The 25,589-nt window shown below is 72.3% G+C and carries 23 protein-coding genes and 3 pseudogenes; 14 read left to right on the forward strand and 12 right to left on the reverse strand.

Going from position 1 to position 25,589, the window contains the following annotated elements; genetic code table 11:
- Positions 1 to 508, forward strand: a pseudogene (locus AB0M92_RS20355) (2-oxoacid:ferredoxin oxidoreductase subunit beta); the annotation flags it as partial.
- Between the two features lie 34 nt (positions 509 to 542).
- Here the strand turns inward: AB0M92_RS20355 and AB0M92_RS20360 are convergent.
- Entirely contained in the window at positions 543 to 923 is a 381-nt protein-coding gene (locus tag AB0M92_RS20360; RefSeq protein WP_366103634.1) for a helix-turn-helix domain-containing protein, read from the reverse strand.
- Positions 924 to 1,043: 120 nt separating this feature from the next.
- Here AB0M92_RS20360 and AB0M92_RS20365 point away from each other — a divergent pair, with 120 nt between their 5' ends.
- From AB0M92_RS20365 to AB0M92_RS20375, 3 genes are all read left to right on the forward strand, one after another.
- Positions 1,044 to 1,898 (forward strand): SDR family oxidoreductase, encoded by an 855-nt coding sequence (locus AB0M92_RS20365; protein ID WP_366103635.1) that lies wholly within the window; start codon positions 1,044 to 1,046, stop codon positions 1,896 to 1,898.
- A 146-nt stretch (positions 1,899 to 2,044) separates the two neighbouring features.
- Positions 2,045 to 3,037, forward strand: a complete 993-nt coding sequence (gene rarD / locus AB0M92_RS20370) for an EamA family transporter RarD (protein WP_366103801.1) — start codon at positions 2,045 to 2,047, stop codon at positions 3,035 to 3,037.
- Between the two features lie 213 nt (positions 3,038 to 3,250).
- Positions 3,251 to 4,567, forward strand: a complete 1,317-nt coding sequence (locus AB0M92_RS20375; RefSeq protein WP_366103636.1) for a M28 family metallopeptidase — start codon at positions 3,251 to 3,253, stop codon at positions 4,565 to 4,567.
- A 13-nt stretch (positions 4,568 to 4,580) separates the two neighbouring features.
- Here the strand turns inward: AB0M92_RS20375 and AB0M92_RS20380 are convergent, their stop codons facing one another.
- The 4 genes from AB0M92_RS20380 to AB0M92_RS20395 form a co-directional block, all read right to left on the reverse strand.
- Positions 4,581 to 4,976, reverse strand: coding sequence for a hypothetical protein (locus AB0M92_RS20380; RefSeq protein WP_366103637.1), 396 nt, complete (start codon positions 4,974 to 4,976; stop codon positions 4,581 to 4,583).
- Positions 4,973 to 5,176 carry a ribbon-helix-helix domain-containing protein gene (locus tag AB0M92_RS20385; protein WP_229337077.1) on the reverse strand — a complete coding sequence of 68 codons (204 nt, stop codon included), beginning with the start codon at positions 5,174 to 5,176 and terminating at the stop codon, positions 4,973 to 4,975. Before AB0M92_RS20385 ends, AB0M92_RS20380 begins: the two co-directional genes overlap by 4 nt.
- A gap of 109 nt (positions 5,177 to 5,285) precedes the next feature.
- Positions 5,286 to 6,491 (reverse strand): DUF2092 domain-containing protein, encoded by a 1,206-nt coding sequence (locus AB0M92_RS20390; protein WP_366103638.1) that lies wholly within the window; start codon positions 6,489 to 6,491, stop codon positions 5,286 to 5,288.
- A 225-nt stretch (positions 6,492 to 6,716) separates the two neighbouring features.
- On the reverse strand, positions 6,717 to 7,727 hold the full coding sequence (locus AB0M92_RS20395; protein ID WP_366103639.1) for a polyprenyl synthetase family protein: 1,011 nt from the start codon (positions 7,725 to 7,727) through the stop codon (positions 6,717 to 6,719).
- Positions 7,728 to 7,917: 190 nt separating this feature from the next.
- Here AB0M92_RS20395 and AB0M92_RS20400 point away from each other — a divergent pair, with 190 nt between their 5' ends.
- Positions 7,918 to 9,444, forward strand: coding sequence for a peptide MFS transporter (locus AB0M92_RS20400; protein WP_366103640.1), 1,527 nt, complete (start codon positions 7,918 to 7,920; stop codon positions 9,442 to 9,444).
- 21 nt (positions 9,445 to 9,465) lie between these two features.
- Positions 9,466 to 11,478: a CocE/NonD family hydrolase gene (locus AB0M92_RS20405; RefSeq protein WP_366103641.1), complete on the forward strand. Its 2,013-nt coding sequence runs from the start codon at positions 9,466 to 9,468 to the stop codon at positions 11,476 to 11,478.
- Between the two features lie 51 nt (positions 11,479 to 11,529).
- On the opposite strand, the gene AB0M92_RS20410 is transcribed toward AB0M92_RS20405, so the two are convergent.
- Positions 11,530 to 12,351 (reverse strand): HAD family hydrolase, encoded by an 822-nt coding sequence (locus AB0M92_RS20410; RefSeq protein ID WP_366103642.1) that lies wholly within the window; start codon positions 12,349 to 12,351, stop codon positions 11,530 to 11,532.
- Positions 12,352 to 12,491: 140 nt separating this feature from the next.
- On the opposite strand from AB0M92_RS20410, the gene fahA reads away from it, so the two are divergent.
- The 8 genes and pseudogenes from fahA (at position 12,492) to AB0M92_RS20450 (ending at position 21,299) form a co-directional block, all read left to right on the forward strand.
- On the forward strand, positions 12,492 to 13,742 hold the full coding sequence (fahA, locus tag AB0M92_RS20415; protein ID WP_366103643.1) for a fumarylacetoacetase: 1,251 nt from the start codon (positions 12,492 to 12,494) through the stop codon (positions 13,740 to 13,742).
- A gap of 151 nt (positions 13,743 to 13,893) precedes the next feature.
- Positions 13,894 to 14,664: a GntR family transcriptional regulator gene (locus AB0M92_RS20420; protein WP_366103644.1), complete on the forward strand. Its 771-nt coding sequence runs from the start codon at positions 13,894 to 13,896 to the stop codon at positions 14,662 to 14,664.
- 60 nt (positions 14,665 to 14,724) lie between these two features.
- Positions 14,725 to 14,952, forward strand: a complete 228-nt coding sequence (locus AB0M92_RS20425; protein WP_109778462.1) for a ferredoxin family protein — start codon at positions 14,725 to 14,727, stop codon at positions 14,950 to 14,952.
- Positions 14,953 to 14,966: 14 nt separating this feature from the next.
- Positions 14,967 to 16,334 (forward strand): ABC transporter substrate-binding protein, encoded by a 1,368-nt coding sequence (locus AB0M92_RS20430; RefSeq protein WP_366103645.1) that lies wholly within the window; start codon positions 14,967 to 14,969, stop codon positions 16,332 to 16,334.
- Entirely contained in the window at positions 16,331 to 17,185 is an 855-nt protein-coding gene (locus AB0M92_RS20435) for an ABC transporter permease (RefSeq protein ID WP_366103646.1), read from the forward strand. Before AB0M92_RS20430 ends, AB0M92_RS20435 begins: the two co-directional genes overlap by 4 nt.
- A gap of 97 nt (positions 17,186 to 17,282) precedes the next feature.
- Positions 17,283 to 18,065 (forward strand): ABC transporter ATP-binding protein, encoded by a 783-nt coding sequence (locus AB0M92_RS20440; protein WP_366103647.1) that lies wholly within the window; start codon positions 17,283 to 17,285, stop codon positions 18,063 to 18,065.
- 23 nt (positions 18,066 to 18,088) lie between these two features.
- On the forward strand, positions 18,089 to 20,803 hold the full coding sequence (locus AB0M92_RS20445) for a fumarate reductase/succinate dehydrogenase flavoprotein subunit (RefSeq protein WP_366103648.1): 2,715 nt from the start codon (positions 18,089 to 18,091) through the stop codon (positions 20,801 to 20,803).
- A gap of 98 nt (positions 20,804 to 20,901) precedes the next feature.
- Positions 20,902 to 21,299, forward strand: a pseudogene (locus AB0M92_RS20450) (Uma2 family endonuclease).
- Positions 21,300 to 21,321: 22 nt separating this feature from the next.
- On the opposite strand, the gene AB0M92_RS20455 reads toward AB0M92_RS20450, so the two are convergent.
- From AB0M92_RS20455 to nuoN, 6 genes and pseudogenes are all read right to left on the reverse strand, one after another.
- Positions 21,322 to 21,978 carry a contact-dependent growth inhibition system immunity protein gene (locus AB0M92_RS20455; protein ID WP_366103649.1) on the reverse strand — a complete coding sequence of 219 codons (657 nt, stop codon included), beginning with the start codon at positions 21,976 to 21,978 and terminating at the stop codon, positions 21,322 to 21,324.
- 32 nt (positions 21,979 to 22,010) lie between these two features.
- Positions 22,011 to 22,604 carry a hypothetical protein gene (locus tag AB0M92_RS20460; protein ID WP_366103650.1) on the reverse strand — a complete coding sequence of 198 codons (594 nt, stop codon included), beginning with the start codon at positions 22,602 to 22,604 and terminating at the stop codon, positions 22,011 to 22,013.
- 28 nt (positions 22,605 to 22,632) lie between these two features.
- Positions 22,633 to 22,737 (reverse strand): annotated as a pseudogene (locus AB0M92_RS20465) (RNase A-like domain-containing protein); the annotation flags it as partial.
- A 36-nt stretch (positions 22,738 to 22,773) separates the two neighbouring features.
- Positions 22,774 to 23,574, reverse strand: a complete 801-nt coding sequence (locus AB0M92_RS20470) for a hypothetical protein (protein ID WP_366103651.1) — start codon at positions 23,572 to 23,574, stop codon at positions 22,774 to 22,776.
- A 34-nt stretch (positions 23,575 to 23,608) separates the two neighbouring features.
- A complete protein-coding gene (locus AB0M92_RS20475; protein WP_366103652.1) occupies positions 23,609 to 23,812 on the reverse strand; it encodes a WXG100 family type VII secretion target in 204 nt (67 codons plus the stop codon).
- 126 nt (positions 23,813 to 23,938) lie between these two features.
- Complete coding sequence (nuoN, locus tag AB0M92_RS20480) at positions 23,939 to 25,585, reverse strand: NADH-quinone oxidoreductase subunit NuoN (RefSeq protein ID WP_366103803.1); 1,647 nt, start codon at positions 25,583 to 25,585, stop codon at positions 23,939 to 23,941.
- Between the last annotated feature and the right edge of the window lie 4 nt (positions 25,586 to 25,589).

Below are 25,589 nucleotides of genomic sequence, written 5' to 3' on the forward strand. Positions count from 1 at the left end.
GACGGTCGACTCCGACCGCAAGCACCTCACCGAGGTGCTGCGCGCGGCCGCCGACCACCAGGGCACGGCGCTCGTGGAGATCTACCAGAACTGCAACATCTTCAACGACGGCGCATTCGAGGTCCTGAAGGACAACGCGCAGGCCCAGGAGGCCGTGATCCGGCTGGAGCAGGGGCGGCCGATCCGCTTCGGCACCGACGGCCGCAAGGGCGTCGTACGCGACCAGAGCACCGGGGAGCTGGAGGTCGTGGACGTGACCCCCGAGAACGAGTCCCGGATCCTGGTCCACGACGCGCACGGCGCCGGCCCGACCACCGCTTTCGCACTGTCCCGCCTCGCCGACCCGCACACCCTGCACCAGACGCCCATCGGGGTCTTCCGCAGCGTGGAGCGGCCGGTCTACGACTCCCTGATGGCCGAGCAGCTCGACCACGCCGTCGACGCCAAGGGCAAGGGCGACCTCAGCACCCTCCTCGCCGGCAGCGACACCTGGACGGTCGTCGGCTGATCCGTATCCCGCAGGCCGAACGGCCCGGAGCTCCTCAGGAGCTCCGGGCCTCGTCGTAGGCGGCCCGGGCCGCCTGCACGTCGGCGGTCCGGCGCTCGGTCCAGCGGGCGAGGGCGTACACCTGCTCGGCGGCCTCCCGCCCGAGCCCGGTCAGCGAATAGTCCACGCGCGGCGGGATCACGGGCTTGGCGTCGCGCAGCAGGAACCCGTCGCGCTCCAGCGTCTGGAGGGTCTGGGCCAGCATCTTCTCGCTGACGCCGCCGACCTCCCGGCGCAGTTCGCCGAAGCGGTACGAGCGCTCGACGAGGGCGGCCAGCACCAGGACGCCCCAGCGGCTGGTGACGTGCTCCAGCACTCCGCGGGAGGGGCACATCGGGGCCTTCACGTCCACGGCCGGCTGCTCACTTACCTTCATACCAGTACCTTACTTTGAAGTGGGTACTTACGAAAGGTTAGCGCTCTCCCTAGGGTGGTGTCACACCCCGAAGCCAGACATGGCCCACACCCAGACATGGCCCCACGCAAGGAGCGCACCATGAGCATCGTCGTCACCGGAGCCACCGGAGCCCTCGGCCGCCTCGTCGTCGAGGAGCTGCTGAACCGGGTCCCCGCCGAGCGGGTGGCCGTCGTCGTCCGCAGCGAGGAGAAGGCCGCCGACCTGGCCGAGCGCGGGGTCGAGGTGCGCATCGCGGACTACGACGCCCCCGAGACCCTGGCCGGCGCCTTCCGCTCCGGCGACCGCGTCCTGCTGATCTCCGGCAACGAGGTCGGCCGCCGGGTGCCGCAGCACCTCGCCGTGATCGCGGCCGCGCGGACCGCCGAAGTGGCCCAGCTCGCGTACACCGGGATCCTCGGCGGCCCCGAGGCCGACTTCGACCTGGCCGCCGAGCACAAGGTCACCGAGCAGGCCATCCTCGACTCCGGCCTGCCGTACACGTTCCTGCGCAACGGCTGGTACCACGAGAACTACACCGGCCGGCTGGACACCGTCCTGGAGCACGGCGCGGTCGTGGGCAGTGCGGGCGAGGGCCGGATCGCCTCGGCGGCGCGGGCGGACTACGCCGCCGCCGCAGCCGCCGTCCTGACCGGCGAGGGCCACCTCGGCCAGGCGTACGAGCTGTCCGGCGACTCCGCGTGGAGCCTGGCGGAGTACGCGGCCGAGGTCGCGGCGCAGACCGGCAAGGAGGTCGCCTACAGCGGGGTCCCGGCCGAGGCGCACCTGGCGATCCTGACCGGCGCCGGGGTGCCCGAGGGCTTCGCGGCGATCCTCGTCGACGTGGACGCGGCGATCTCCCGCGGGCGGCTGGCCCACACCGGCGGGGACCTGTCCCGCCTGATCGGCCGCCCGACGACCCCGGTGGCCCACGCCATCGCCTCCGCCCTGGCCTGAGCGGGGCCGGCCGCGGCCCGGGTCCGCGCCGCCGCGGCCACGCAAGGCCCCGCGGGTGTCATGAGTATCTCCTGCGAACGGGCATGACATCCGGTCCGCCCGGCGCTACCTTCGTCAAGTTGGCCGAATCACGACTGGAGGGCCCCGTGAAGGCGGAGAACGAGCAGCGCACGGGTTTGCTCTACGGATTCGGCGCATACGGGATGTGGGGGCTGGTCCCCCTGTTCTGGCCGCTGCTCAAGCCGTCCGGAGCCATCGAGATCCTCGCCCACCGCATGGTGTGGTCGCTGGGCGTGGTCGGGATCCTGCTGCTGGCCATGCGCCGCTGGTCCTGGATACGGGACCTGCTCCGCCGGCCCCGCAAGCTCGCCCTGACCGCGCTGGCCGCGTCGGTGATCTCCGTGAACTGGGGCCTGTACATCTGGGCCGTCAACAACGGCGCCGTCGTCGAGGCGAGCCTCGGGTACTTCATCAACCCGCTCGTCACCATCGCGATCGGCGTGCTGGTCCTCGGCGAGCGGCTGCGCCGGGTGCAGTGGGCGGCGGTCGGCATCGGCGTGGCCGCCGTGCTCGTGCTCGCCGTCGGGTACGGGCGGCCGCCGTGGATCTCGCTGGTACTGGCGTTCTCCTTCGCCACCTACGGGCTGATCAAGAAGAAGCTCAACATGGGCGGGGTCGAGTCGCTCGCCGCCGAGACCGCGCTGCTGTTCCTGCCCGCTCTCGGCTACCTGCTGTGGCTGGGCGCGCAGGGCAGGTCCAGCTTCGCCACAGAGGGCCTCGGGCACGCCTCGCTGCTGGCCGCGACCGGGCTGGTCACCGCGATCCCGCTGGTCTTCTTCGGGGCGGCCGCGATCCGGGTGCCGCTGTCCACGCTCGGACTGCTCCAGTACCTGGCCCCGGTGTTCCAGTTCGGGCTCGGCGTCGTGTACTTCCACGAGGCGATGCCGCCGGAGCGCTGGGCCGGGTTCTCCCTGGTCTGGGTCGCCCTGGCGCTGCTGACCTGGGACGCGCTGCGTACGGCGCACAAGACGCGGGCCCGGCTGGAAGCGGCCCGCGCCGCCGCCGCAGCGGTGCCCGCCCCGGTGGCCGAGCCGGCGACCGGGCCCGCGCCCGCCCCGGCGACCGAGCCGGCGGCGTAACCCCGTACCGCGCGCCCCCGATACCCCCACGATCCCCGCTACGGAACTCCCGTGGCGGGGATCGTCCGTTTACCGAACCACCCTGACCGAATCGCGGTCTTGACGGGCAGTCACCCTTCCACTGAACATCAGGCTCGCACTGACGCACGATCGCTCAATTGCGCCACCCCGCACGTTCCGTTCAATCCCCAACGGAATCCCGGAGTCCCCCACATGAGCCTGTCCGTCTCCCGGCGTCTCGCCGCCGTGACCGCGATCGCGGTCGCCGGCCTGTTCGCCTCCACCGCTCCCGCCGCACTCGCCGCCCCCACGGCGACGACCGCGGCGCCGACCCCGCCCGACATCCCGGTCGCCAACGTCAAGGCGCACCTGGCGCAGCTCCAGTCCATAGCCACCGCCAACGGCGGCAACCGGGCCCACGGCCGGGCCGGCTACAAGGCCTCGATCGACTACGTGAAGGCCAAGCTGGACGCGGCCGGGTTCACCACCACCCTGCAGACCTTCACCAGCAGCGGCGCGACCGGCTACAACCTGATCGCCGACTGGCCGGGCGGCGACCCGAACTCGGTGCTGATGTCCGGCTCGCACCTGGACTCGGTGACCGCCGGCCCCGGCATCAACGACAACGGATCCGGCTCGGCGGCCATCCTGGAGACGGCGCTGGCCGTCTCCCGCGCCCAGCTCCAGCCCACCAAGCACCTGCGGTTCGGCTGGTGGGGCGCGGAGGAGCTCGGCATGATCGGGTCGAAGTACTACGTGAACAACCTGCCGGCCGCCGAGAAGTCGAAGATCTCCGGCTACCTGAACTTCGACATGATCGGCTCGCCGAACCCGGGCTACTTCGTCTACGACGACGACCCGACGATCGAGCAGACCTTCAAGAACTACTACGCGGGCATCGGCGTCCAGACGGAGATCGAGACCGAGGGCGACGGCCGCTCCGACCACGCCCCGTTCAAGAGCGCGGGCATCCCGGTCGGCGGCCTGTTCTCCGGCGCCGACTACACGAAGACGGCCGCGCAGGCGCAGAAGTGGGGCGGCACCTCCGGTCAGGCCTTCGACCGCTGCTACCACTCCTCGTGCGACACCTCGGCGAACATCAACGACACCGCCCTGGACCGCAACTCCGATGCCATCGCGTACGCGATCTGGAACCTGGGGGCGGCCACCCCCGTACCGCCGGGCAAGTCCTTCGAGAACACGGCGGACGTGAACATCCCCGACTCCCCCGGCGCCGCGGTGAACTCGCCGATCACGGTCTCGGGCGTCACGGGCAACGCCCCGGCCACCACCAAGGTGGACGTGAACATCGTCCACACCTACCGCGGTGACCTGGTGGTCGACCTGGTCGCCCCCGACGGCACCGTGTACAACCTGCACAACCGCAGCGGCGGCAGCGCCGACAACCTCGTCCAGACGTACACGGTCAACGCGTCGAGCGAGGTGGCCAACGGGGTCTGGAACCTCCGGGTGAAGGACGGCGCGGCGCAGGACACCGGCTACGTCAACAGCTGGAAGATCACCTTCTGAGACGGGAAGGGTCCTAGGACGAGGCCGTCTGCGGCTCCTGTATGAGGGCCCGGAGCTCCTCGGCGACCGTCCCGATGTCGGCGCGGCCCAGCTTCGCCGCCTCCACCAGGTCGCCGAGTTCCTCCGGCGAAGGCAGCTGTTGGGCTCCCGCCACGCGCAGGTACGAGCGCGTGGCGGCAGCCGCGTAGAACTCGTTCATCGGCGATTCCAGCGCCGGGCACACCGCGAGGGTGTGCAAAAACGCGGCGGCCCGCCACGCGGTGTCCGGGGCGGGCTGTTCGGGCACCAGGACGAGGTCGTTCTGGTGCCGGGCGACCGCGGCGGCCACCCCGGAGGGATCCCACACGGCGGGATCTGACGGCAGATGGTGGGCCAGAGCGGTCCAGGCCCACTCCATGGTGATCTTCAATTGCCGAACCGCTCCTGGAAGTAGCTCCAGTGGTCGGCGAACTCCTCGATGCCGGACAGGAAGTTCTTCCGGTCCTCGTCGAGCTCGCGTTCCGTTACCTCGGTGATCAGCGCGGTGACCGTCGTCCCCAGTGCCGCCGCGCGCGCTTTGAGGCGCTCGTGGAACTCTTCGTCCAGGCGGATGGTGACGTGTCTCGACATGCTTTTCACGGTACAGCGGGCGCGCTGTACACAGGGCCACAACGGCCGAAGGGTGGGCAGGGACACAGTCCCCGCCCACCCTTCGGACAGCTCTACCGGGCTTGCGGCACTACTTGTTGGCGTCGGCCGCCTGCACCAGTGCGTCCTTGGTGACCGCACCGACGTAGACCTTGCCGTCGTCCGTGATCAGCGCGTTGACCAGGCGGGTCTTGAAGACCCGGCCCTCGCCGAACTTGCCGTTGACCTTGCCGCCGAGGGAGTCGAGGAACTGCTTGGCCTCCTTGGGGGCGTCCTTGCTGTTCTCAAGGTCCTTCAGGCTCTTGCCGGCGCCCGTGTCGACGCGGGCGATCGTCGCCCAGCCCTCGCCGAGCACCTTCGTCTCGCCGCCCTTGCCGGCGCCGCCCATGCCGCCGGTCAGGGCGTCCAGGCCGGGGAAGGAGTCCAGGCCCTTGAACTGCTTGCCGTGGCCGTCCTTGCCCGCCTCGGCGGCGCCCTCGGTCACCTTGGCGCCCTTGGGCGCGGCGAACGCGAACGTGTCGGCGGAGGGCTTGGCGAAGTCCACCTTGGTGAACCCGGCGTCGACGATCGGCTTGCCGCCCTCGGCCGAGAGCAGCTGGACCCGCAGCGGCACGCCGTTCTTGGCGTCCACCGCGATCTTGACCGAGCCGACCGTGGTGCCGCTCTGCTTCGGCTTCAGCACGAGCTGGTACGCGTCCCGGCCGGCCACCTGCGCGGTCTCGCCCACGCTGACGTCCGTGGTCGGCCCGGCGGCCTTCAGCACGTCCTGGGCCAGCTGCTGGGGCGAGGCGCCGCCCAGCCGGTCGGCCGTCTTCTTCTCGTCCTTGCCCGCCGCCTCGGGGTTCTTCTCGTGCCAGACCTCGTTGGCCTTGCTGTCGTAACCCCACACGTCGGCGCCGTTGTGGATCAGGCTGTACTCGTCCTTGCCGTCCACGAACGTGAGCTTCTGGCGGTCCGGGCCGTCGGCCGCGACGCGCACGGTGTGCGAGCCGTTGGCCAGCTGCGCGATCTTGTCCTCGGGATTGGCCGAGCCGCCCGAGACGCCCGCACCGCCGAGGAGGCCGCTCGCCAGCTTCGGCAGACCCAGGTCGGTGCTGATCTTCGCGCTGCCGGACAGCTGCTGCACGTCGGAGGCGGCGACCTTCTCGATCAGCTGCTGCGCCGTCATCTTCGGCAGGTCCGGACCGCCGGAGTTCGCGAAGGCCGGGACCATCGCCACGGTCGCGGCGGCCACACCCGCCACCGCTACCGGTACGGCGTACCGGGCGGCCTTGCGGGTCTTTGCGTTCGTTGCCATGTCTGCCCCTACCTCCGTGTCACCCGTTCTGGTGTGTCTCCATCTGACCAAAGGGGAGGGGGCCGGGGCGTCACTCCCCGGGGCCAACTCCGCGTACGCCCCAGGGATGACACGACGAGGGCCCGGCATCGCCCACCCGTAGGGGATGCCGGGCCCTCGCCCTGCCGAAAGTCCTGCCCGGACGCATCCGGGCGCACCGGCCGCGCCCCCAGGGGGGCGGGCCCGCTAGCCGGCCCGGTGCACCACCGCGTCGCAGAGCTCTTCGAGCGCCGACTTCGCGAAGCCCTCCGGCAGCGGCGCCAGCGTCGCCCGCGCCTCCTGCGCGTACCGGATGGTGTCGCGGCGGGCCTGCTCCAGCGCGGGGTGGACCCGCAGCCGGGCGAGCACCTGCGCGTGCAGGGCGTCGTCGGTCAGGTCCCCGTCGAGGAGACCCACGAGCTCAAGGTCGTCGGGGTCGCCGCCCTGGGCGGCCATCTCGCGCAGCCTCAGCACGGGCAGCGTCGGGATGCCCTCGCGCAGGTCCGTCCCCGGGGTCTTCCCGGATTCGTGCGCGTCGGAGGCGATGTCCAGGACGTCGTCGGCGAGCTGGAAGGCGATGCCGAGGCGCTCCCCGTACTGGGTCAGGATGTCGACGACCGACTCGTCGGCGCCGGACATCAGCGCGCCGAAGCGGCCGGAGACCGCGATCAGCGAACCGGTCTTACCGGCCATGACGTCGAGGTAGTGGGCGACCGGGTCGCGGCCGTCGCGCGGGCCGGCCGTCTCCAGGATCTGGCCGGTGACCAGCCGCTCGAAGGCCTCGGCCTGGATGCGTACGGCCTCCGGCCCGAGGTCGGCCAGGATGTGCGAGGCGCGGGCGAACAGGAAGTCACCCGTCAGGACGGCCACCGAGTTGCCCCAGCGGGCGTTGGCGCTGGCCACGCCCCGGCGCTCGTCCGCCTCGTCCATGATGTCGTCGTGGTAGAGCGTCGCCAGGTGGGTGAGCTCGACGACCACCGCGGAGGGCACGATGCCGGGCGCGTAGGGATCGCCGAATCGGGAGGCGAGCATCACCAGCAGCGGCCGGAACCGCTTGCCCCCGGCGCGCAGCAGGTGCTGCGCGGCATCGGTGATGAAGGGGACTTCGCTCTTGGTGGCCTCCAGCAGACCCGCCTCGACGGCGGCCAGTCCGGCCTGGACATCGGTCTCAAGAGCCTGGTCCCGCACGCTCAGTCCGAACGGCCCGACGACGGTCACGAGGGGTACTCCTGTCTGCTGACGATCACGGTGACGATCACCTGGATTGTCGATGTGTCGCTGCCATCACTCAAGCCAGCGTATCCGGTCTGTTTTCGATCACCGAGAGCGGCCGTCATGTCGCCACCCGCGCAGTGCCCGATGCGCACCGGTATGTTCGTGAGGAGCCGAAACAACCGGAGAATACGTTTTGTCCAGAACTGACACCGCAAGAGAGGAACCGGCGGAGCCGGTCGACCCGGAGGCGGACCAGCCGCCGCCCTCCGACGACCACGCCTTCCTCGGGCACCCCCGGGGCCTCGCCACGCTGTCCGGACTGGAGGTCTGGGAGCGCTTCTCGTTCCTCGGCATGCAGGCCATCCTCGTCCTCTACTTCGCGGACGCGGTGGCGAACGGCGGCCTCGGGATGAACCCTGGCACCGCGGCCTCCGTCTCGGCGGCCTACGGGACCATGGTCTACCTCGTCTCCGTCGCGGGCGGATGGCTCGCCGACCGGATCCTCGGTTCGTACCGGGCCGTGCTGTGGGGCGGCATCCTGATCGCCTGCGGCCACTACGCCATGGCGGTGCCGACGGCCGCCATGACCTGGACGGGCCTCGGCCTGATCAGTGCGGGCACCGGTCTGCTCAAGCCCAACGTGGCCAGCATGGTCGGCAAGCTGTACCGGACGAACGACGACCGGCGCGACGCCGGCTTCGCCCTGTACTACATGGCCATCAACATCGGCGCCTTCGCCGGACCCCTGATCACCGGCTGGCTCGGCGAGCACCAGGGCTGGCACTGGGGCTTCTCCGCCGCCGCCGTCGGCATGACCGCGGGCTTGATCCAGTACGTCCTCGGCCGCCGCCATCTGGCCGGGCGAAAGCACTCGGCCGAGTACGCCCTCGCGCCCGACGCGATGCGCCGCGCCGTCCGGTGGATCGTCGCCGGACTCCTCGCCGCGGCCGCCCTCGCCACCCTTCTGGCCGCCGTCGGGTGGCTGACGACGGACCGATTCGTCGACCTGCTCACCCTCGTCTCGGTGATCGCCCCGGTCGTCTTCTTCACGGTGATGTTCCGCAGCCCGCGGGTGACGCGCGAGGAACGCGGGCGGCTGCGCCCTTACGTGGTGCTCTTCCTCGCCTCCGTCGCCTTCAACTTCATCCTCTTCCAGGCGTACTCCACGATGATGCTGCTCGCGTCGACGAACGCCCGGACCGAGATCCTCGGCTTCCACTTCCCCGCGAGCTGGTACGCCTCCGCGCTCGGCGCGTTCGAGGTGGCGCTCGCCCCGGTCGTGGCCGCGCTGTGGGCCAGGATGGGCCGCCGCCAGCCGCACGCCTCCAACAAGATCGCCATCGGGGTGATCCTGGGCGGCCTGTCCTTCCTTTTGATGGTCATCCCGACCTCGGGGCACGCCGGGGAGGCGTACCGGATGGCCGCCTGGTGGATCGTCGGCTCGTACCTGCTGCTCGGTCTCGGCGACGTCCTGCTGGAGACCTCCGGCATGTCGGCCACCACCAAGCTCGCCCCGAAGGCCTTCGCCGGCCAGACCATGGCGCTGTGGTTCCTCTCGCTCGCCCTGGCCAACGGCGTCCAGGCCCAGGTGGTCAAGCTCTACGGCCAGGTGTCCACCCCCGCGTACTTCGGCGTCAACGGCGCGATCGCGGTGGTGGCGGGCCTGGCAGTCATCGCTCTGGCGCCGTGGCTGCGGCGCACTATGCACCCCGTCCACTGAGGCCCAGGTGGTGGTTTCCGCATGATCATCCGTACCGAGTTTCCGTACGAGACGGCCCACGAGGATGTCCGGATCCCGATGCCCGACGGCGTCGAGCTGTACGCCCGGATCTGGCGGCCCGTGACCGACCAGCCGGTCCCGGCCCTGCTGGAGTACCTGCCGTACCGGCTGACCGACTGGACCGCGCCGCGCGACTGGCAGCGCCACCCCTGGTACGCGGGCCACGGCTACGCCTCGGTCCGGGTGGACGTACGGGGCCACGGGTGCAGCGGCGGGAACCCGGGCGACGAGTACGACCCGCGGGAACTGGCCGACGGGGTCAAGGTGGTGGAGTGGCTGGCGGAGCAGCCGTGGTGCACGGGGTCGGTGGGGATGTTCGGGATCTCGTGGGGCGGGTTCAACTCCCTCCAGATCGCGGCGCTGGCCCCCGAGGCCCTGAAGGCGGTCGTCACGGTCTGCTCGACGGACGACCGGTACGACAACGACGTCCACTACATGGGCGGCTCGGTGCTGGCCGTGGACATGCACGCGTGGGCCGCGACCATGCTGGCCTTCGCGGCGCGGCCGCCGGACCCGCAGTTCGCCGGGGACGGCTGGCGGGAGCAGTGGCTGGCGCGGCTGGAGGCCGTCGAGCCCCTGATCCACACCTGGCTCGCCCACCAGACGCGCGACGACTACTGGCGCCACGGCAGCGTCTGCGAGGACTACGGGGCGATCGGCGCGGCCGTGCTGGCGGTGGGCGGCTGGCACGACCCTTACCGGGACACGGTGCTGAGGCTGGTCTCCCGTCTGCCGGACGACCGGGTGCGGGGGCTGATCGGGCCCTGGTCGCACCAGTACCCGGACCGGGGGCTGCCGCCCGGACCGGCGATCGGCTTCCTCCAGGAGACCCTGCGCTGGTGGGACCACTGGCTGAAGGGCGAGGAGAACGGGGTGATGGACGAGCCGCTGCTGCGGTCGTGGATCTCGGAGTCCCATCCGCCGGCGACCTCGTACGAGGTGCTGCCGGGGAGGTGGGTCGCCGACGCCCGGTGGCCCTCCCCCTCCGTCACCCCGGTCACCTACGCGCTCCAGGGCGCGCCGGTGGCCGTGGCCTCGCCGCAGCACACGGGGCTGGACGCGGGCCGGTTCTTCCCGTTCGGCAACGATGCGGACCTGCCCCCGGACCAGCGGGAGGAGGACGCGAAGTCGGCCTGCTTCGAGTTCCCGGTGGGGCGCGAGCCGGTGGAGGTCCTGGGCCGGGCGCAGGTGACGGCCAGGCTGCGGATGGACGTCCCGTACGGGCAGGTGGTGGCGCGGCTGTGCGACGTGGCGCCCGACGGGTCCTCGACGCTGGTGACGCGGGGCGCGCTGAACCTCTCGGCGCGGCTGGGGCGGGACAAGGCGGTGCCGTGGCCGGTGGGCGCGTACGAGGACGTGGTGTTCGAGCTGAACGGCATCGGGCACCGCTTCGCCGCCGGGCACCGGATCCGGCTCGCGCTGTCCTCGGCGTACTGGCCGTGGATCTGGCCGCGGGCCGGGTCGGAGGCGGGGTGGACGGTGGATCCGGCGGGGAGTTCGGTGGTGCTGCCGGTGCGTGCGGCGGCCGCGGCCGCGGCCGCCTCCGATGCGGAGGTCGGCTTCGAGCCGCCGGAGCAGGCCGAGCCGCTGGGGGTGTCGTACCCGGCCACGCTGGACGAGCCGCGGCCGGAGCGGTTGGTCGTACGGGACGTGGCGCGGGGGCGGTGGCGGCTGGAGGTGGACCCGCGGTACGGGGGCACGCGGGTGTTTCCGGACGGGCTGGAGTACGGGGAGGACGCCCGGGAGGTGTACGAGATCGACTCGGCGGACGCGTTGTCGGCGCGGGCGCGCTCGCAGTGGCGGATCCGGTTGCACCGGCCGGAGTCGGGGTGGGACGTGCGGGTGGAGACGCGGTCGGAGATCTCGTGCGACGAGGGCGGGTTCACGACCTCGAACGAGGTCGTGTGCCGGGAGGGGGAGGAGGTGGTGTTCCACCGGACGTGGGAGCGGCGCCTTCCGAGGGCGGCGGGCTGAGGAGGAGGGCCCGGGGGCCCTGCGCGGCCGGAACCGGGCGGTGGGGCGGGATCAGCCCCGGTAGAGGCGTTCCAGGACCACCGCGATGCCGTCCTGTTCGTTGGAGAGGGTCAGTTCGTCGGCCACCGCCACCAACTCGCGGTGGGCGTTCGCCATGGCCACCCCGTGGGCCGCCCACGCGAACATCGGGATGTCGTTCGGCATGTCGCCGAAGGCGATCGTCGACGACGGGCCGACGCCCAGCACCTCCGCCGCCAGCGCGAGCCCGCTCGCCTTGCTGACGCCCGGCGGCTGGAGCTCCACCGTGTGCTCCCCCGCCATCGTCACGTTCACCAGGTCCCCGACCACGGCGCGCGCCACCCGCGTCAGCTCGTCGTCGTCCAGCTCCGGGTGCTGGAGCAGCACCTTGTTGATCGGCGCGGCCCACAGGTCGCCGCGCCGGGGCACCCGGACCGTCGGCAGGTGCGGGTGCCACATGCGGTAGCCCGGCCCTATCAGCATCTCGGCGTCCACGCCTTCCTGGTTGACCGCCGCGTACACCTCGCCGATCTCGGCCTCGATCTTGCCGAGCGCCACCTCGGCCAGTTCCCGGTCCAGCGCGACGGAGTGCAACAGGCGCGTGCCCGCCGTGTCGTACACCTGCGCGCCCTGCCCGCACACCGCGAGCCCCGTGTAGCCGAGGTCGTCCAGTACGTGACGGACCTGCGGAACGGGGCGTCCGGTGACGATGATGTGCTGGGCGCCCGCGGCGCGCGCCGTCGCGAGCGCCGCGTACGAGCGGGCGGAGACGGTGTCTCCGGCGCGCAGCAGGGTCCCGTCCAGGTCAGTGGCGATCAAGGCGAACGGGGGGGCCGAAAGCGGGGCGGAAGTCACGGCGCAAGGATACGGACCCCTTTGGACAAGTCCTACAAATAGAGCCCCAATCCGGCCTCCCACCCGCCCCACCGGCCACGTAACGTATCAACCAGCCCCCGGGACACCCCCGGTCCGCAGCGAAAGCGAGGCAGTACCCCATGCCCCAGCAGAGCCCCCTCGATGTCCCCGAGGGCGACCCGTTCGGGCCGCACAACCTCCCGTACGGCGTCTTCTCCACCGCCGGGTCCACCGCCGGGTCCGCCGACGCCGAGCCGGCCCGCCGTCGTATCGGCGTGCGCATCGGCGCACACGTGCTCGACGCGGGGGCGGCCGCGGCAGCGCTCGGTTCCCCGTACGCCACACTGCTCGGGCAGTCCTCGCTCAACCCGCTGCTCGCCGCCGGCCGCACCGCCTGGCGCGACGTGCGCCGCGCGCTGACCGCGTGGGTGACCGACCCGGGCCACCGCGAGACGGTCGAGGCGCACCTCTTCCCGCTCGACGCCGTCACCCTGCACCTGCCGTACGAGGTCGCCGACTACGTCGACTTCTACGCGAGCGAGCACCACGCCACCAACGTGGGCCACATCTTCCGCCCGGACGGCGAGGCGCTGACCCCCAACTGGAAGCACCTGCCGATCGGTTACCACGGCCGCTCCGGCACGGTCGTGGTCTCGGGGACGGAGGTCGTACGGCCCTGCGGGCAGCGCAAGGCGCCCTCCGACCCGGCGCCGGTCTTCGGGCCGTCCGTCAAGCTCGACATCGAGGCGGAGGTCGGCTTCGTCGTCGGCACCCCGTCCGAGCAGGGCCGCCCGGTGCCGCTGGCCGACTTCGAGGACCACGTCTTCGGCCTGTTCCTGCTCAACGACTGGTCGGCCCGCGACATCCAGGCCTGGGAGTACGTGCCGCTCGGCCCCTTCCTCGGCAAGTCCTTCGCCACCTCGGTCTCCGCCTGGGTCACCCCGCTGGAGGCCCTGGAGGCGGCCCGGGTCGCCCCGCCCGCCCGCGACTTCCCCCTGCTGCCGTACCTCGACGACGCCGAAGCCGACCGGCCCGGCGGCTTCGACCTGCGCATCACCGTCTCCATCAACGGGCAGGAGGTCGCGCAGCCGCCGTTCGCGACGATGTACTGGACCGCCGCCCAGCAGCTCGCGCACATGACGGTCAACGGCGCCTCCCTGCGCACCGGCGACGTCTACGGCTCGGGCACGGTCAGCGGCCCCGAGGTCGGCCAGCGCGGCTCGCTGCTCGAACTGACGTGGAACGGACGCGACGCCATCGAGCTCGCGGACGGCAAGCGCACCTTCCTGGAGGACGGGGACACCGTCACCCTCACCGCCTGGGCGCCGGGCCCGGAGGGCACCCGCGTCGGCCTCGGCGAGGTCACCGGCCGCATTGTGGGATCCCGCTAGTCCGGCCCTTGGGACGGAGCATGGCACCGGGGTGGCGGATCTTTCCGCCGCCCCGGCGTCGTAGCAGGTCAGAGCGGTGCCGCTGAGTGTCCGCGGTGGCGCAATACTGCGGCAACACCACTGGCCGGAAGCCGTCGGTATGTTCCGTGCCATGCCAGCCGAACGCACCCGTGAGCACACCGTCCCGGTCGCCGCCGCGCGCCGGCGGCGGCTGCGCGCGGACCGGGCGCGGCAGCTCGCCGACCTGCTGCGCCACCAGATCCTGGCCGGAGGCTACCCCGGCGGGGTCCTCCCCCTGGAGGACGTCCTCGCCGCCGAGTACGGAGCCGGCCGCAACACCGTCCGCCAGGCCCTCGACCTGCTGCGCGGCGAGCGGCTCGTCGAGCGCCGCCCGGGCGTCGGCACCGTCGTCGTCTGCGAGAAGTACCCGCACGGCCTCGACCGCCTCCAGGGCCTGGCCGAGACCCTCCACGAGCACGGCCGGGTGACCAACGAGGTCCGCACGGTCGGCCCGGTGCGCGCCCCGGCCCCGGTCGCCGGCCGCCTCGGCCTCCCCGAGCACGCCGACGTGCTCTACATCGAGCGGCTGCGCCGCCTGAACGGGCTGCCGCTCTCCCTCGACCTCACGTACGTCCCCCTCGACATCGGCGCCGGACTGCTCGGCTGCGACCTGGAGAACACCGACGTCTTCCGGCTGCTGGAGTCCCTGACCGGTCAAGCGCTCGGCCACGCCGAGATCACCCTGGAGGCCGTCAACGCCGACGCGCACTCCGCCGCCGTACTGCAGGCCCCGCGCGGGGCCGCCGTGCTGATGCTGGAGCGGCTCACCCATCTGGCCGACGGCCGTCCCGTGGACCTGGAGTTCATCCGCTTCCGCGGAGACCGGATCACCATGAGCGGCCTGCTCCACCGCTCCCTCTGACCCTCCTGCCATCGCGCGGCCGGGCCAACCCCTGCCGTACCCACCTTCCTGGAGACAGCCATGCCCGTGGTCCCCCAGCGCGGCGACGTGCCCGTGACCATCGACGAGTCCCTGTGCATCGACGGCTGCACCCTGTGCGTCGACATGTGCCCGCTCGACTCGCTCGCGATCCGCGAGGACGACGGCAAGGCGTACATGCACGTGGACGAGTGCTGGTACTGCGGCCCGTGCGCCGCCCGCTGCCCCACGGGCGCGGTGACCGTCAACATGCCCTACCTGCTCCGGTGAAAGGCCCCGTTCCGATGCTCCGTACGAGAGCCCTTTCGCCCGCTCTGCCGCTGCTGCTCCTCGCCCCGCTGGCCGGCGGGTGCGGCGGGAGCGCGTCGGGGGCGGACGGCCCCAAGACCGTGACGGTGACCGTCGGCTACCAGTCCAAGACCATCAACACCGTCACCGCCGGGACCCTGCTGCGCTCCCTCGGCTACTTCGAGCAGGAGCTCGTGGCGCGCGGCCGGCAGGACGGCGTCACGTACAAGGTCGACTGGCAGGACTACGCCACGGGCGCGCCCATCACCGCCCAGATGACCGCCGGGAAGGTCGACATCGGCTCGATGGGCGACTTCCCGCTCCTGCTCAACGCGGCGCGCGGCAAGGAGCTGGGGCAGCCGACCCGGCTCGTCTCCGTGACCGGGTACAACCTGCGCGGCGGCCTCAACACGATCGTCACCGCGCCGGGCGCGCCGTACACGTCGCTGGCCGACCTGCGCGGCAAGAAGGTGTCGACCTCGGTCGGTTCGGCCGCGGACGGGACCCTCGTACGGGCTCTGCGGCGCGCCGGGATCGATCCGTCGAACGGCGTCCAGAAGCTCAACCAGCAGCCCAGCGTGGGGGCGTCGGCCCTCCAGGCGGGCAGCGCGGACGCGCTGTCGCAGTTCGTGGCCTGGCCGGGGCAGCTCGCGTACGAAGGGAAGGCGAAGGCCCTGTACGACGGGGCCGAGCTGAACCTGCCGACGTTCCACGGGGTCACGGTGCGGCAGAAGTTCGCGGCGCAGCGGGCCGGAGTGCTGGACGACTTCCTGCGGGCGCAGCGCAAGGCGACCGAGTACCTGCGGACGCAGCCGGTCGCGGCGGCCGAGTCGGTGGCGAAGGAGACGGGGCTGCCGGCGGAGGTCGTGTACCTGTACAACGGCGCGAACGGGATCGCGACCTTCGACCCGGCGCTGCGGCCGGAGCTGGTGGCGGCGCTGAAGGAGGACGTACCGGTCCTGAAGGACGCGAAGCTGGTCGGCGACGTGGACGTGGACGCGTTCGTGGATCCGGCGCCGCTGGAGCGGGCGGCTGCGGAGGCGGGCCACCCGGCCTACCCGGTGGCCGGTCCGGCTCGCCCCGAGCTGTGGCTGAGGAACGAGCCGGCGACGCGGACCTTCGACACCCCGGCGGCCCTGCTGAAGGCCCTGAAGGGCGCGGGGGCGGGGGCGGTCCGGGCGGCGTACGTGCCGGACGCGGTGACCGGGACCCCTTGGTTCGCCGACAAGGCGGTGTGGGTGGCGCAGGGCGCCGAGCTGCGGGCCTTCGTCACGGCGGCGGGCGCGAAGTCGTACGTCGACCGGAACGCGGGGTCCGGGGCGCGGATCGTGGGCTTCGCCGAAGCCGAAGGCCTGGCGTCATGACGCCGGGCCGCAGGCTGCTGAGGCTGGCTTCGCTCGGGGCGGCTCTGCTGGCATGGCAGCTGCTGACCTCCCTGGACGTGGAACTCTGGCTCCGTTTCGGGCAGTTCCCGACGGTCACGGAGGTGGCGTCGAAGCTGGCGGAGCGGGCCGGGGCGGCCCCGTACTGGGAGGACCTGGCCTCCAGCCTGCGCCGGATCGTGTCGGGCTTCGCGCTGGCGGCGGTCTCGGGGGTGGTGGTGGGCACGGCGATCGCCCGCTCGCGGGTGGCGGCGGACGTGCTGGGGCCGGTGCTGGAGGTGCTGCGCCCGATCCCGGCGATCGCGCTGGTCCCCGTCGCCATCCTCCTGTTCCCCTCGAACGAGCAGGGGATCGTGTTCATCACGTGCGCGGCGGCGTTCTTCCCGGTGCTGGTCTCCACGCGGCACGCGGTGGCCGCGCTGTCACCGGTCTGGGAGGAGGCGGCCCTCACGATGGGCGCGGGGCGGGGGCGCATCCTGCTGTCGGTGATCCTCCCCGGCTCCCTCCCCGGCGTCTTCGGGGGCCTGTCGGTCGGGATCGGGGTGTCGTGGATCTGCGTGATCTCGGCGGAGATGATCTCGGGGGAGTACGGGGTGGGCTACCGCACCTGGCAGGACTACACGGTGGTGGACTACCCGGGGGTCTTCGTCGGCATGGTGACGATCGGCGCGCTGGGCTGGCTGACGTCGACGGCGGTGGAACGCCTGGGCCGCCGCCTCACGCACTGGCTCCCGACCCGCCCCGAGCAGCCCGCACCGGCCGCCGCCCCGAAGCCGGTCCCCGGCGGCGCCCCTCCCCTGAACCAGCGCTCCACTGAGCCGGCCCATCCCTGACCCGCCGCGGTGGTTGCCGCCGCACGGGAACGATGCCCGGGCGGCGGGAGCGGCGCCGCCGGGCACCGGCATTCGACGACGCACAGGAGGTCCCCCGATGTCCGCATCCGCGGCGGCGGCGCCCGCCGGCACCACCACCACCAGCACCGCACCCGAACCCTCCGGTCCCGGCCCCGGCGCCGCCCTGCGGCTCGACGGCGTCCGGCTCGGCCGGGCCGCAGGGCCCGCCGTCCTCGACCGGCTCGACCTCGACGTCCGGCCCGGCGAGGTGCTCGCCGTCCTCGGGCCCTCCGGCTGCGGGAAGTCCACGCTCCTGCGCACCCTCGCCGGGCTCCTGCCCCCGCTCGCCGGCACCGTCACACAGGACGGAACCCCGATCACCCGGCCCGGCGCCGACCGCGCGCTCGTCTTCCAGGACGACGCCCTCCTCCCCTGGCGGACCGTACGGGCCAACGTCGAACTGCCCCTGCTCATCCGCCGCGTACCCCGCGCCGAGCGGCGCCGCACCGCCACCGACTGGCTGGCCCGCGTCGGTCTCGCCGACCACGCGCTCAAGCTGCCGCACCGGCTCTCCGGCGGCCAGCGCCAGCGCGTCCAGCTGGCCCGCGCCCTCGCCGCGCGCCCCCGCGCCGTCCTCATGGACGAGCCCTTCGGCGCGCTCGACGCCCAGACCCGCGCCGGGATGCAGGACCTCCTGGTCGACGTCCTCGCCGGTACCGGCGCGAGCGTCGTCTTCGTCACCCACGACGTGGACGAGGCCCTGTTCGTCGCCGACCGCGTCGTGCTCCTGGCCACCGGCACGGTGCTCGACGTACCGGCCCCGCGCGAGCGGACCGCCGACCACTCGGCCCTGCGCACCCGCATCCTCTCCTCCCTCTGACCCCCCGAAGGGCGATCCCGACCATGGAAATCCCCGCACTCGCCGACGCCGAGGAACTCTCCTGCGACGTCCTCGTCATCGGCGGCGGCACCGCCGGCACCATGGCGGCCCTGACCGCCGCCGGCCGCGGCGCGCGGGTGCTGCTGCTGGAGAAGGCGCACGTACGCCACTCCGGCGCCCTCGCCATGGGCATGGACGGGGTCAACAACGCGGTCGTCCCCGGCCGCGCCGAGCCCGACGACTACGTCGCCGAGATCACCCGTGCCAACGACGGCGTCGTCGACCAGTCGACCGTCCGCCAGACCGCCACCCGCGGCTTCGCGATGGTCCGGCGCCTGGAGTCGTACGGGGTGAAGTTCGAGAAGGACGAGCACGGCGAGTACGCCGTCCGCCGCGTCCACCGCTCCGGCTCGTACGTGCTGCCCATGCCCGAGGGCAAGGACGTCAAGAAGGTCCTCTACCGGCAGCTGCGCCGCCGCGAGATGCGCGAGCGGATCCGCATCGAGAACCGGGTGATGCCGGTACGGATCCTCACCTCGCCCGAGGACGGCCGGGCCATCGGCGCCGCCGCCTTCAACACCCGTACCGGCGCCTTCGTGACCGTCCGCGCGGGCGCCGTGATCCTGGCGACCGGCCCCTGCGGCCGGCTCGGACTCCCTGCCTCCGGATACCTGTACGGGACGTACGAGAACCCCACGAACGCCGGTGACGGCTACGCCATGGCCTACCACGCGGGTGCGGCCCTCACCGGGATCGAATGCTTCCAGATCAACCCGCTGATCAAGGACTACAACGGTCCGGCGTGCGCGTACGTCGCGAACCCCTTCGGCGGCTACCAGGTCAACCGGCACGGGGAGCGGTTCGTCGACTCCGACTACTGGTCGGGCCAGATGATGTCGGAGTTCGCGGCCGAACTCGCCTCGGACCGGGGGCCGGTGTACCTGAAGCTCAGCCACCTCCCGGAGGAGACCGTCTCCGCGCTCGAATCGATCCTGCACACCACCGAGCGGCCGACCCGCGGCACCTTCCACGAGGGCCGCGGCCACGACTACCGCACGCACGACATCGAGATGCACATCTCGGAGATCGGACTGTGCGGGGGCCACTCGGCGTCGGGCGTGCGCGTCGACGACCACGCGCGCACCACCGTGCCGCGGCTGTACGCGGCCGGGGACCTGGCCTCCGTACCGCACAACTACATGATCGGGGCGTTCGTCTTCGGCGACCTGGCGGGCGAGGACGCGGCGCGGTACACCGCCTACGAGGGTCCCCTGCCGGCGGACCAGGTGGCGGCGGCGCACGAGTTGGTCTACCGGCCGCTGCGCCGGCCGGACGGCCCGCCGCAGCCGCAGGTGGAGTACAAGCTGCGGCGGTTCGTCAACGACTACGTGGCCCCGCCGAAGACGGGTGCGAAGCTGTCGCTGGCCGTGGAGGCCTTCGCCCGGATGAGCGGCGAGATCGAGGAGATGGGGGCGCGGACGGCGCACGAGCTGATGCGCTGCGCGGAGGTGTCCTTCATCCGGGACTGCGCGGAGATGGCGGCGCGGGCCTCGCTGGCGCGCACGGAGTCCCGCTGGGGCCTCTACCACGAGCGGCTCGACCACCCCGAGCGCGACGACCCGGCCTGGCTGCACCACCTGGACCTGCGCAAGTCGGCTTCGGGGGCGATGGAGTTCACGGCCCGGCCGGTGGAGCCGTACGTGGTCCCCGTCCCCGAGTTCACCCCGCAGGGCGGCCCCTCCCGCCACCTGGGCGAGGTCGAGCTGGTCGGCGTGGCCACGGCGGGTCCGCGCACGGCGGCTCCGGCGGCCGGTGCCGCGGGGCCGGTGGCCCCGGCCCAGGCCCCGGCCCCGGTCGGGGCCACCGGCCCCTCGCCCCGGATCCTCGAACTGCTCGGCCTGGCCGAGGAGTCGCCGGACCTCGCGGCGCTGCGCCCGTACCTCGGCGACCCCGATCCGGCCGTGCGGGCCGCGGCCGTCGCCGTGCTCGGGGAGACCGTCCCGACCGGTACCGGGCCCGAGCTGGCGGGGCGGCTCGGGGACGCGGACCCGGCCGTACGGGCCGCCGCCGCTGCTGCGCTGCGGGAACTGCTGGAGGTGCTGCCGGGCGAGCCGGAGCTGGCGGCCGCGCTGCGTGCCGCGCTGCCGGTCGCCGACCCTGCGGTGCGCTCGGCGGCGCTCGAAGCCCTGCGCGCCCTGCGGCTCGGCGACGCCGCCCTGTACGCGGAGTCCCTCGCGGACCCCGATCCGGAGGTACGTACCCACGCCGTGCGGGCGCTGGTCTCGGTGGACGCCGTCCCGGCCCTCGCGCGGGCCGCCGCGGATCCGGCCCGCGAAGTCCGGGTGGCGGTGGCCAAGGGGCTCGCGGCGGTGCACTCCCCGGCCCCCGACCCGCTGGACCCCCTCCTCGCGGACCCGGACCCGCTGGTCCGCGCCGCGGCGCTGGCGGCGCTGGCGGCGACGGGCTGCCCGCCGGCCCACGCGGCCGGGGCGGTGGCGGCCCTGGCCGACCCGGCCTGGCAGGTCCGCACGGGCGCGGCCACCGCCCTGTCCGCCGCGGCCCCCGACGCCGCGGTTCCCGCACTGGCCGGGGCCCTGAAGGACGAGAACGCCGACGTCCGCAAGGCCGCCGTCCTCTCCCTGCGCGCCCACCGCCCGCACCCGCAGGCCCGAGCGGCCCTGGCCACGGCCGTCTCGGACCCGGACGCGGACGTCCGCGCATATGCCGCCCGCCCGTGACTTCGACACGTGGTCAACCTGTCGACCGCGTGCTCACACGTGTGGGCGGTCCGGCTGATCCCCGGCGATACGCCGGACGGACTGGCGAGACGCGGCTCATGGGAGCACTGATGAACCCGGACCACAGCCGGCCGATCCCGCCCGCGGGCGGCTGGACTGCCGATGACCTGGACACGCTTCCGAATCTGCCTCCGCACACGGAGCTGATCGACGGGAGCCTGATCTTCGTGAGTCAGTTTCTTCGAGAGGCAGATCGAGTCGCTGGCCCCGAGACCGCGAGACGAAACCGGTGAAGTACGCCCGCGCTGGCATCCCGCACTACTGGCGCGTCGAGAACAAGGACGGCCGGGCGGTGGTCTACGTGTTCGAACGCGAGCCCGTGACGCGGTCCTACATCCCGGTCGGCATCTTCCACGACCGGCTGAAGGTCTCCGCCCCCTTCCCCATCGACCTCGACCTCACCGAGATCGCCCCGAAGCACCGCCGCGCCGAATAGCCCGGCCGGGCCGGACGCTCGATCAGCCGTGCGCCAGGCTCATCGCCACCGACTGGAACCCCGCGCCGTACGAGAAGGGCTCGGGCGGGGCGACCTCCATGCCGAGTTCCGCCGCGGCCAGGGCGTAGTCGGCTTCGTCCAGCGGGAGGGCGAGGAGTTCGTGGAGCTCGCCGACGAGGCGGGCGGCCAGCTGGGGGTCGGTGGTGGCGGCGTAGTCCGCGACGGCGGCCTCGTGGTCGGGGAACTCGTCGACGATGTCCTGGGAGAACCAGCCGCCCAGCAGCTGCGCGGTCTCCGGGAACCGGGCGTGCCACTCCCAATGGGTCTGCGGGGTCGACGGCGGCGGCACTTCGCCTTCCTCGATGCTCCGCTTGAGGTGGTCCGCGAGCACGAGCAGCCAGTCGCCGATCGCGGACTGCGGCATCCCGGTGTCGGGGACGGCGTAGAACTCGCCGAGACCGATCCGCAGGCGGCCCGGGGGATTGCGGCTGTACTCGCGCAGTTGGCGCTCGGCCTCGGCGACGGCCCAGGGCCGGGTGTGCCAGGTGTGGCGCAGGTAGGCGTCCAGCGCGCGGCTGCGCCGGTCGCCCGTATCGTCCGCGGGCTGCCCGAGGTAGGCGCGCATGACCTGATCGAGCTCGCCGTAGCGCCGATCGTGTTCGAGGGGCTTCATGGACACGCTCGGCTGCCTCTACAGGTAGAACGGGACTCTCAATTCGCATTGAACGACCAGAAGACGCCGACCTCGTCCGGGGACACCGCGACCAGGCCCAGGGCCATCATGTGGTCGGTGAACGGCCTGCCGCCCTCCAGGTCACGGGCGAGGAAGTCCGGCGAGGCGGACGTGCGCGCTTCCTCGGAGGAGGACCAGAACGTGGCGTCCGGCCCGAACCTGGCCAGTACGGTCCCGGCGTCGGCCAGCACTTCGTCGCGGTCGGCCCGCGAGCGGACGGGGGCGGGCTCGAAGAACCACTCCTGGGCCAGCGAGGCCAGCAGCTCGGCGGCGGCGGCGGAGGCGACGGGGGACAGCCCCTCGCGGACCTCCTCGGCCGTGAGGGCCAGGAACGGGTGGGAGGGACGGCCTGCCTCGCGCCCCTCCCTGTCGACCTGCCATTCCATGACGCGCCAGCCCCGGGGATCGGCGACCGTGCGTTCCATGACGGCCAGGACGTCCTCGGACCAGTCCTCGTGCCGACGGGGTCCGGTCATCGCGAAGGTGTAGACGTCGTCGAGGAGCCGCACCAGCGCGGCTTCCCAGGTGGTGCTGTCGAGGGGTTTCATCGGGTTTCCGGAGCGGTCGGTCACGGCGCTGGCATGGACGTGTAGATGTGTTGGACGGATCCGACTGGTCCCGCAGCCGCTGGGCGAGCTGTTCGTCGGTCTTGCCCACGTGCTTGTCCAGCGTGTGGCCGCCCCCGAGGTACTCGTTGGCTGCCAGGTCGAAGGCCTGGTTGCCGTTCGCCCCCTGGACCGTCTACTGCTGTTCGTGCTTGAACTCGTTCAGGGCACGGGCGCCGAAACCGTGGGCGCGGGCGACGCCGGCCTCGAACTTCGGGGCGCTGCGGTCGGCCTCCTTCAGGGCGGTCTCCAGCGCCGCCATCCGCGTGGTGAGGCCGTCCAGAATGCCGGTGTACTTGTCCACGATCCGGTTCAGCTTGGCCGTGTCCATGTTCAGGACCGTCTTGACGTCGAAGCTCAGCATGAGCTCGACGCCCTTGCCGACCACGTGGGTCACCGCGCTGACGACGCTCTTGACGCTCAGGTCCTTCTTCGGCTTCTCCAGGTCGTCGAGGATCTCCTTGGCGGCCTTCTTGAGAGCCCTCTTGTACTCCTCGCAGACGTCGTGGTTGAGCTCGACGGCCGCTTCCGCGTACTCGCGCAGCAGATCGCTGATCTTGGCCGCCGTGTCGTTGAGCACGCTCATCACCGGCTCGCTACCCGTGGCCACCCTGGCCCCGTGCGGGCCGGTGGTGTGCCCCCACTGGTAGCCGTGGCGGGACTTGCCCCAGTCCGTCCCGCCCCACAGTGCGCTGCAGAACGTGCGCATGGCCGATTCCCAGTCGGCCTGCTGGTGGTTGGTGATGCCGCCGAGGGCCATGGTCAGGTTGTCCCCCACCATGGTCACGCAGGTTCCCGCGTCCATCCAGCTGTGGCAGTGCGAGTTGAGGTAGTGCTGCTGCGGGAACGGGTGGACGTCGGCCACCTTGCCGAGCCGGAACACGTGCTTGGCGACGGGCTGGAGGATGTCGCGGACGACCTCCGGTATGCCCTCCATCGCACCGCGCAGGAAGTCGTCGCCGCCGTCGTCGTCACCCCACTTGATGTCGGGGACGGAGGCGAAGACGGAGGGAGCGGTACGCCGTGGCCGTGGGCCCCTGCCAGCCGCCCGCGATCCTGTCGACCACCGCGTCCATGGCCCGTACCTGGCGGTCCAGATGGCGCTGCATCTCGTCGAGGTCGTTCGCGAGCCGGGTGAGTCCGTCCTCCGATACCGCGAGATCGCCGTCCTGCACGTCATGACCCCCGTCATGCTTGGCGTGTTTTCGATCCGTCGCACTCCGATGATCACAAAGCGGAACATGTGCCAGGGCCCGGCTCCCCCGAGGGGAGCCGGGCCCTGGCACGAAACCGCCCTGCGGCTACCTGACGAACGTGCTCGCCTGGCCCGCCAGGTCCAGGAAGTACTGCGGGGCCACGCCCAGGACCAGGGTCACCGCCACGCCCACCGCGATCGTCGTCATCGTCAGCGGCGAGGGAACGGCCACCGTCGGGCCGTCGGCCTTCGGCTCGCTGAAGAACATCAGGACGATCACCCGGATGTAGAAGAACGCGGCGATCGCGGACGAGATCACACCGACCACGACCAGCGCCCCGGCGCCGCCCTCCGCCGCCGCCTTGAACACGGCGAACTTCCCGGCGAAGCCGGAGGTCAGCGGGATGCCGGCGAAGGCCAGCAGGAACACGGCGAACACCGCCGCCGTCAGCGGCGAACGGCGGCCCAGGCCCGCCCACTTGGACAGGTGCGTCGCCTCGCCGCCCGCGTCGCGCACCAGCGTGACCACCGCGAACGCGCCGATCGTCACGAAGGAGTACGCGCCCAGGTAGAAGAGGACGGACTTGACGCCCTCCGCCGAGGTCGCGATCACACCGGCCAGGATGAAGCCCGCGTGCGCGATCGAGGAGTACGCCAGCAGCCGCTTCACGTCGGTCTGGGTCACCGCGATCACCGCGCCGGCCAGCATCGTCAGGATCGCCACGCCCCACATCACCGGCCGCCAGTCCCACCGCAGGCCCGGCAGGACCACGTACAGCAGGCGCAGCAGCGCACCGAACGCGGCGACCTTCGTCGCCGCCGCCATGAAGCCCGTGACCGGGGTCGGGGCGCCCTGGTAGACGTCCGGGGTCCACATGTGGAACGGGACAGCGCCGACCTTGAAGAGCAGGCCCATCAGGATCAGCGCCCCGCCGATCAGCAGCAGCGCGTCGTTGCCCATGGTGTCGGCGAGCGCCGGGTCGATCTTGGTGACCGTACCGTCGACCACGTCGGCGATCGCCGCGTACGAGACCGAGCCCGCGTACCCGTAGACCAGCGCGATGCCGAAGAGGAGGAAGGCCGAGGAGAAGGCGCCGAGCAGGAAGTACTTGACCGCCGCCTCCTGCGACATCAGCCGCTGGCGGCGGGCGACGGCGCAGAGCAGGTACAGCGGGAGGGAGAAGACCTCCAGGGCCACGAACAGCGTCAGCAGGTCGTTGGCCGCCGGGAAGACCAGCATGCCGGACACCGCGAACAGGGCCAGCGGGAAGACCTCGGTGGTGGTGAAGCCCGCCTTGACGGCGGCCTTCTCGCTCTCGCTGCCCGGTACGGACGCCGCCTGCGCGGCGAACGAGTCCACCCGGTTGCCGTGCGCGGCCGGGTCCAGGCGCCGCTCGGCGAAGGTGAAGACGGCGACGATCGCGGACAGCAGGATGATCCCCTGGAGGAACAGCGCCGGGCCGTCCACGGCCACCGCGCCCATCGCCGCGATGTGCGCCTTGTCGCCGCCGTATCCGCCGGCGGCGAGGCCGACGACCGCCGCGAAGGCCGAGGCCAGAGCCGCGACGGCGAGGAACACCTGGACGTAGTAGCGGGACTTGCGCGGTACGAAGGCCTCGACGAGGACTCCGAGGACCGCCGCGCCCACCACGATCAGCGTGGGCGCGAGCTGCGCGTATTCGATGTGCGGGGCCGGGATCCGGTCGACCGGTTCCCCGGCCGCCAGGGTCAGCAGCCCATGGGCCGCAGCCATGGTG

This window comes from Streptomyces sp. NPDC051582 (assembly GCF_040681715.1).
GTDB lineage: Bacteria > Actinomycetota > Actinomycetes > Streptomycetales > Streptomycetaceae > Streptomyces.

Bases quoted from the DNA above. Each gene is read 5' to 3' on its own strand.
- AB0M92_RS20360 (WP_366103634.1), bottom strand. From the start codon at position 923: ATGAAGGTAAGTGAGCAGCCGGCCGTGGACGTGAAGGCCCCGATGTGC.
- AB0M92_RS20365 (WP_366103635.1), top strand. From the start codon at position 1,044: ATGAGCATCGTCGTCACCGGAGCCACCGGAGCCCTCGGCCGCCTCGTC.
- AB0M92_RS20375 (WP_366103636.1), top strand. From the start codon at position 3,251: ATGAGCCTGTCCGTCTCCCGGCGTCTCGCCGCCGTGACCGCGATCGCG.
- AB0M92_RS20385 (WP_229337077.1), bottom strand. From the start codon at position 5,176: ATGTCGAGACACGTCACCATCCGCCTGGACGAAGAGTTCCACGAGCGC.
- AB0M92_RS20390 (WP_366103638.1), bottom strand. From the start codon at position 6,491: ATGGCAACGAACGCAAAGACCCGCAAGGCCGCCCGGTACGCCGTACCG.
- AB0M92_RS20405 (WP_366103641.1), top strand. From the start codon at position 9,466: ATGATCATCCGTACCGAGTTTCCGTACGAGACGGCCCACGAGGATGTC.
- fahA (WP_366103643.1), top strand. From the start codon at position 12,492: ATGCCCCAGCAGAGCCCCCTCGATGTCCCCGAGGGCGACCCGTTCGGG.
- AB0M92_RS20420 (WP_366103644.1), top strand. From the start codon at position 13,894: ATGCCAGCCGAACGCACCCGTGAGCACACCGTCCCGGTCGCCGCCGCG.
- AB0M92_RS20425 (WP_109778462.1), top strand. From the start codon at position 14,725: ATGCCCGTGGTCCCCCAGCGCGGCGACGTGCCCGTGACCATCGACGAG.
- AB0M92_RS20430 (WP_366103645.1), top strand. From the start codon at position 14,967: ATGCTCCGTACGAGAGCCCTTTCGCCCGCTCTGCCGCTGCTGCTCCTC.
- AB0M92_RS20435 (WP_366103646.1), top strand. From the start codon at position 16,331: ATGACGCCGGGCCGCAGGCTGCTGAGGCTGGCTTCGCTCGGGGCGGCT.
- AB0M92_RS20440 (WP_366103647.1), top strand. From the start codon at position 17,283: ATGTCCGCATCCGCGGCGGCGGCGCCCGCCGGCACCACCACCACCAGC.
- AB0M92_RS20445 (WP_366103648.1), top strand. From the start codon at position 18,089: ATGGAAATCCCCGCACTCGCCGACGCCGAGGAACTCTCCTGCGACGTC.
- AB0M92_RS20470 (WP_366103651.1), bottom strand. From the start codon at position 23,574: ATGGAGGGCATACCGGAGGTCGTCCGCGACATCCTCCAGCCCGTCGCC.
- nuoN (WP_366103803.1), bottom strand. From the start codon at position 25,585: ATGGCTGCGGCCCATGGGCTGCTGACCCTGGCGGCCGGGGAACCGGTC.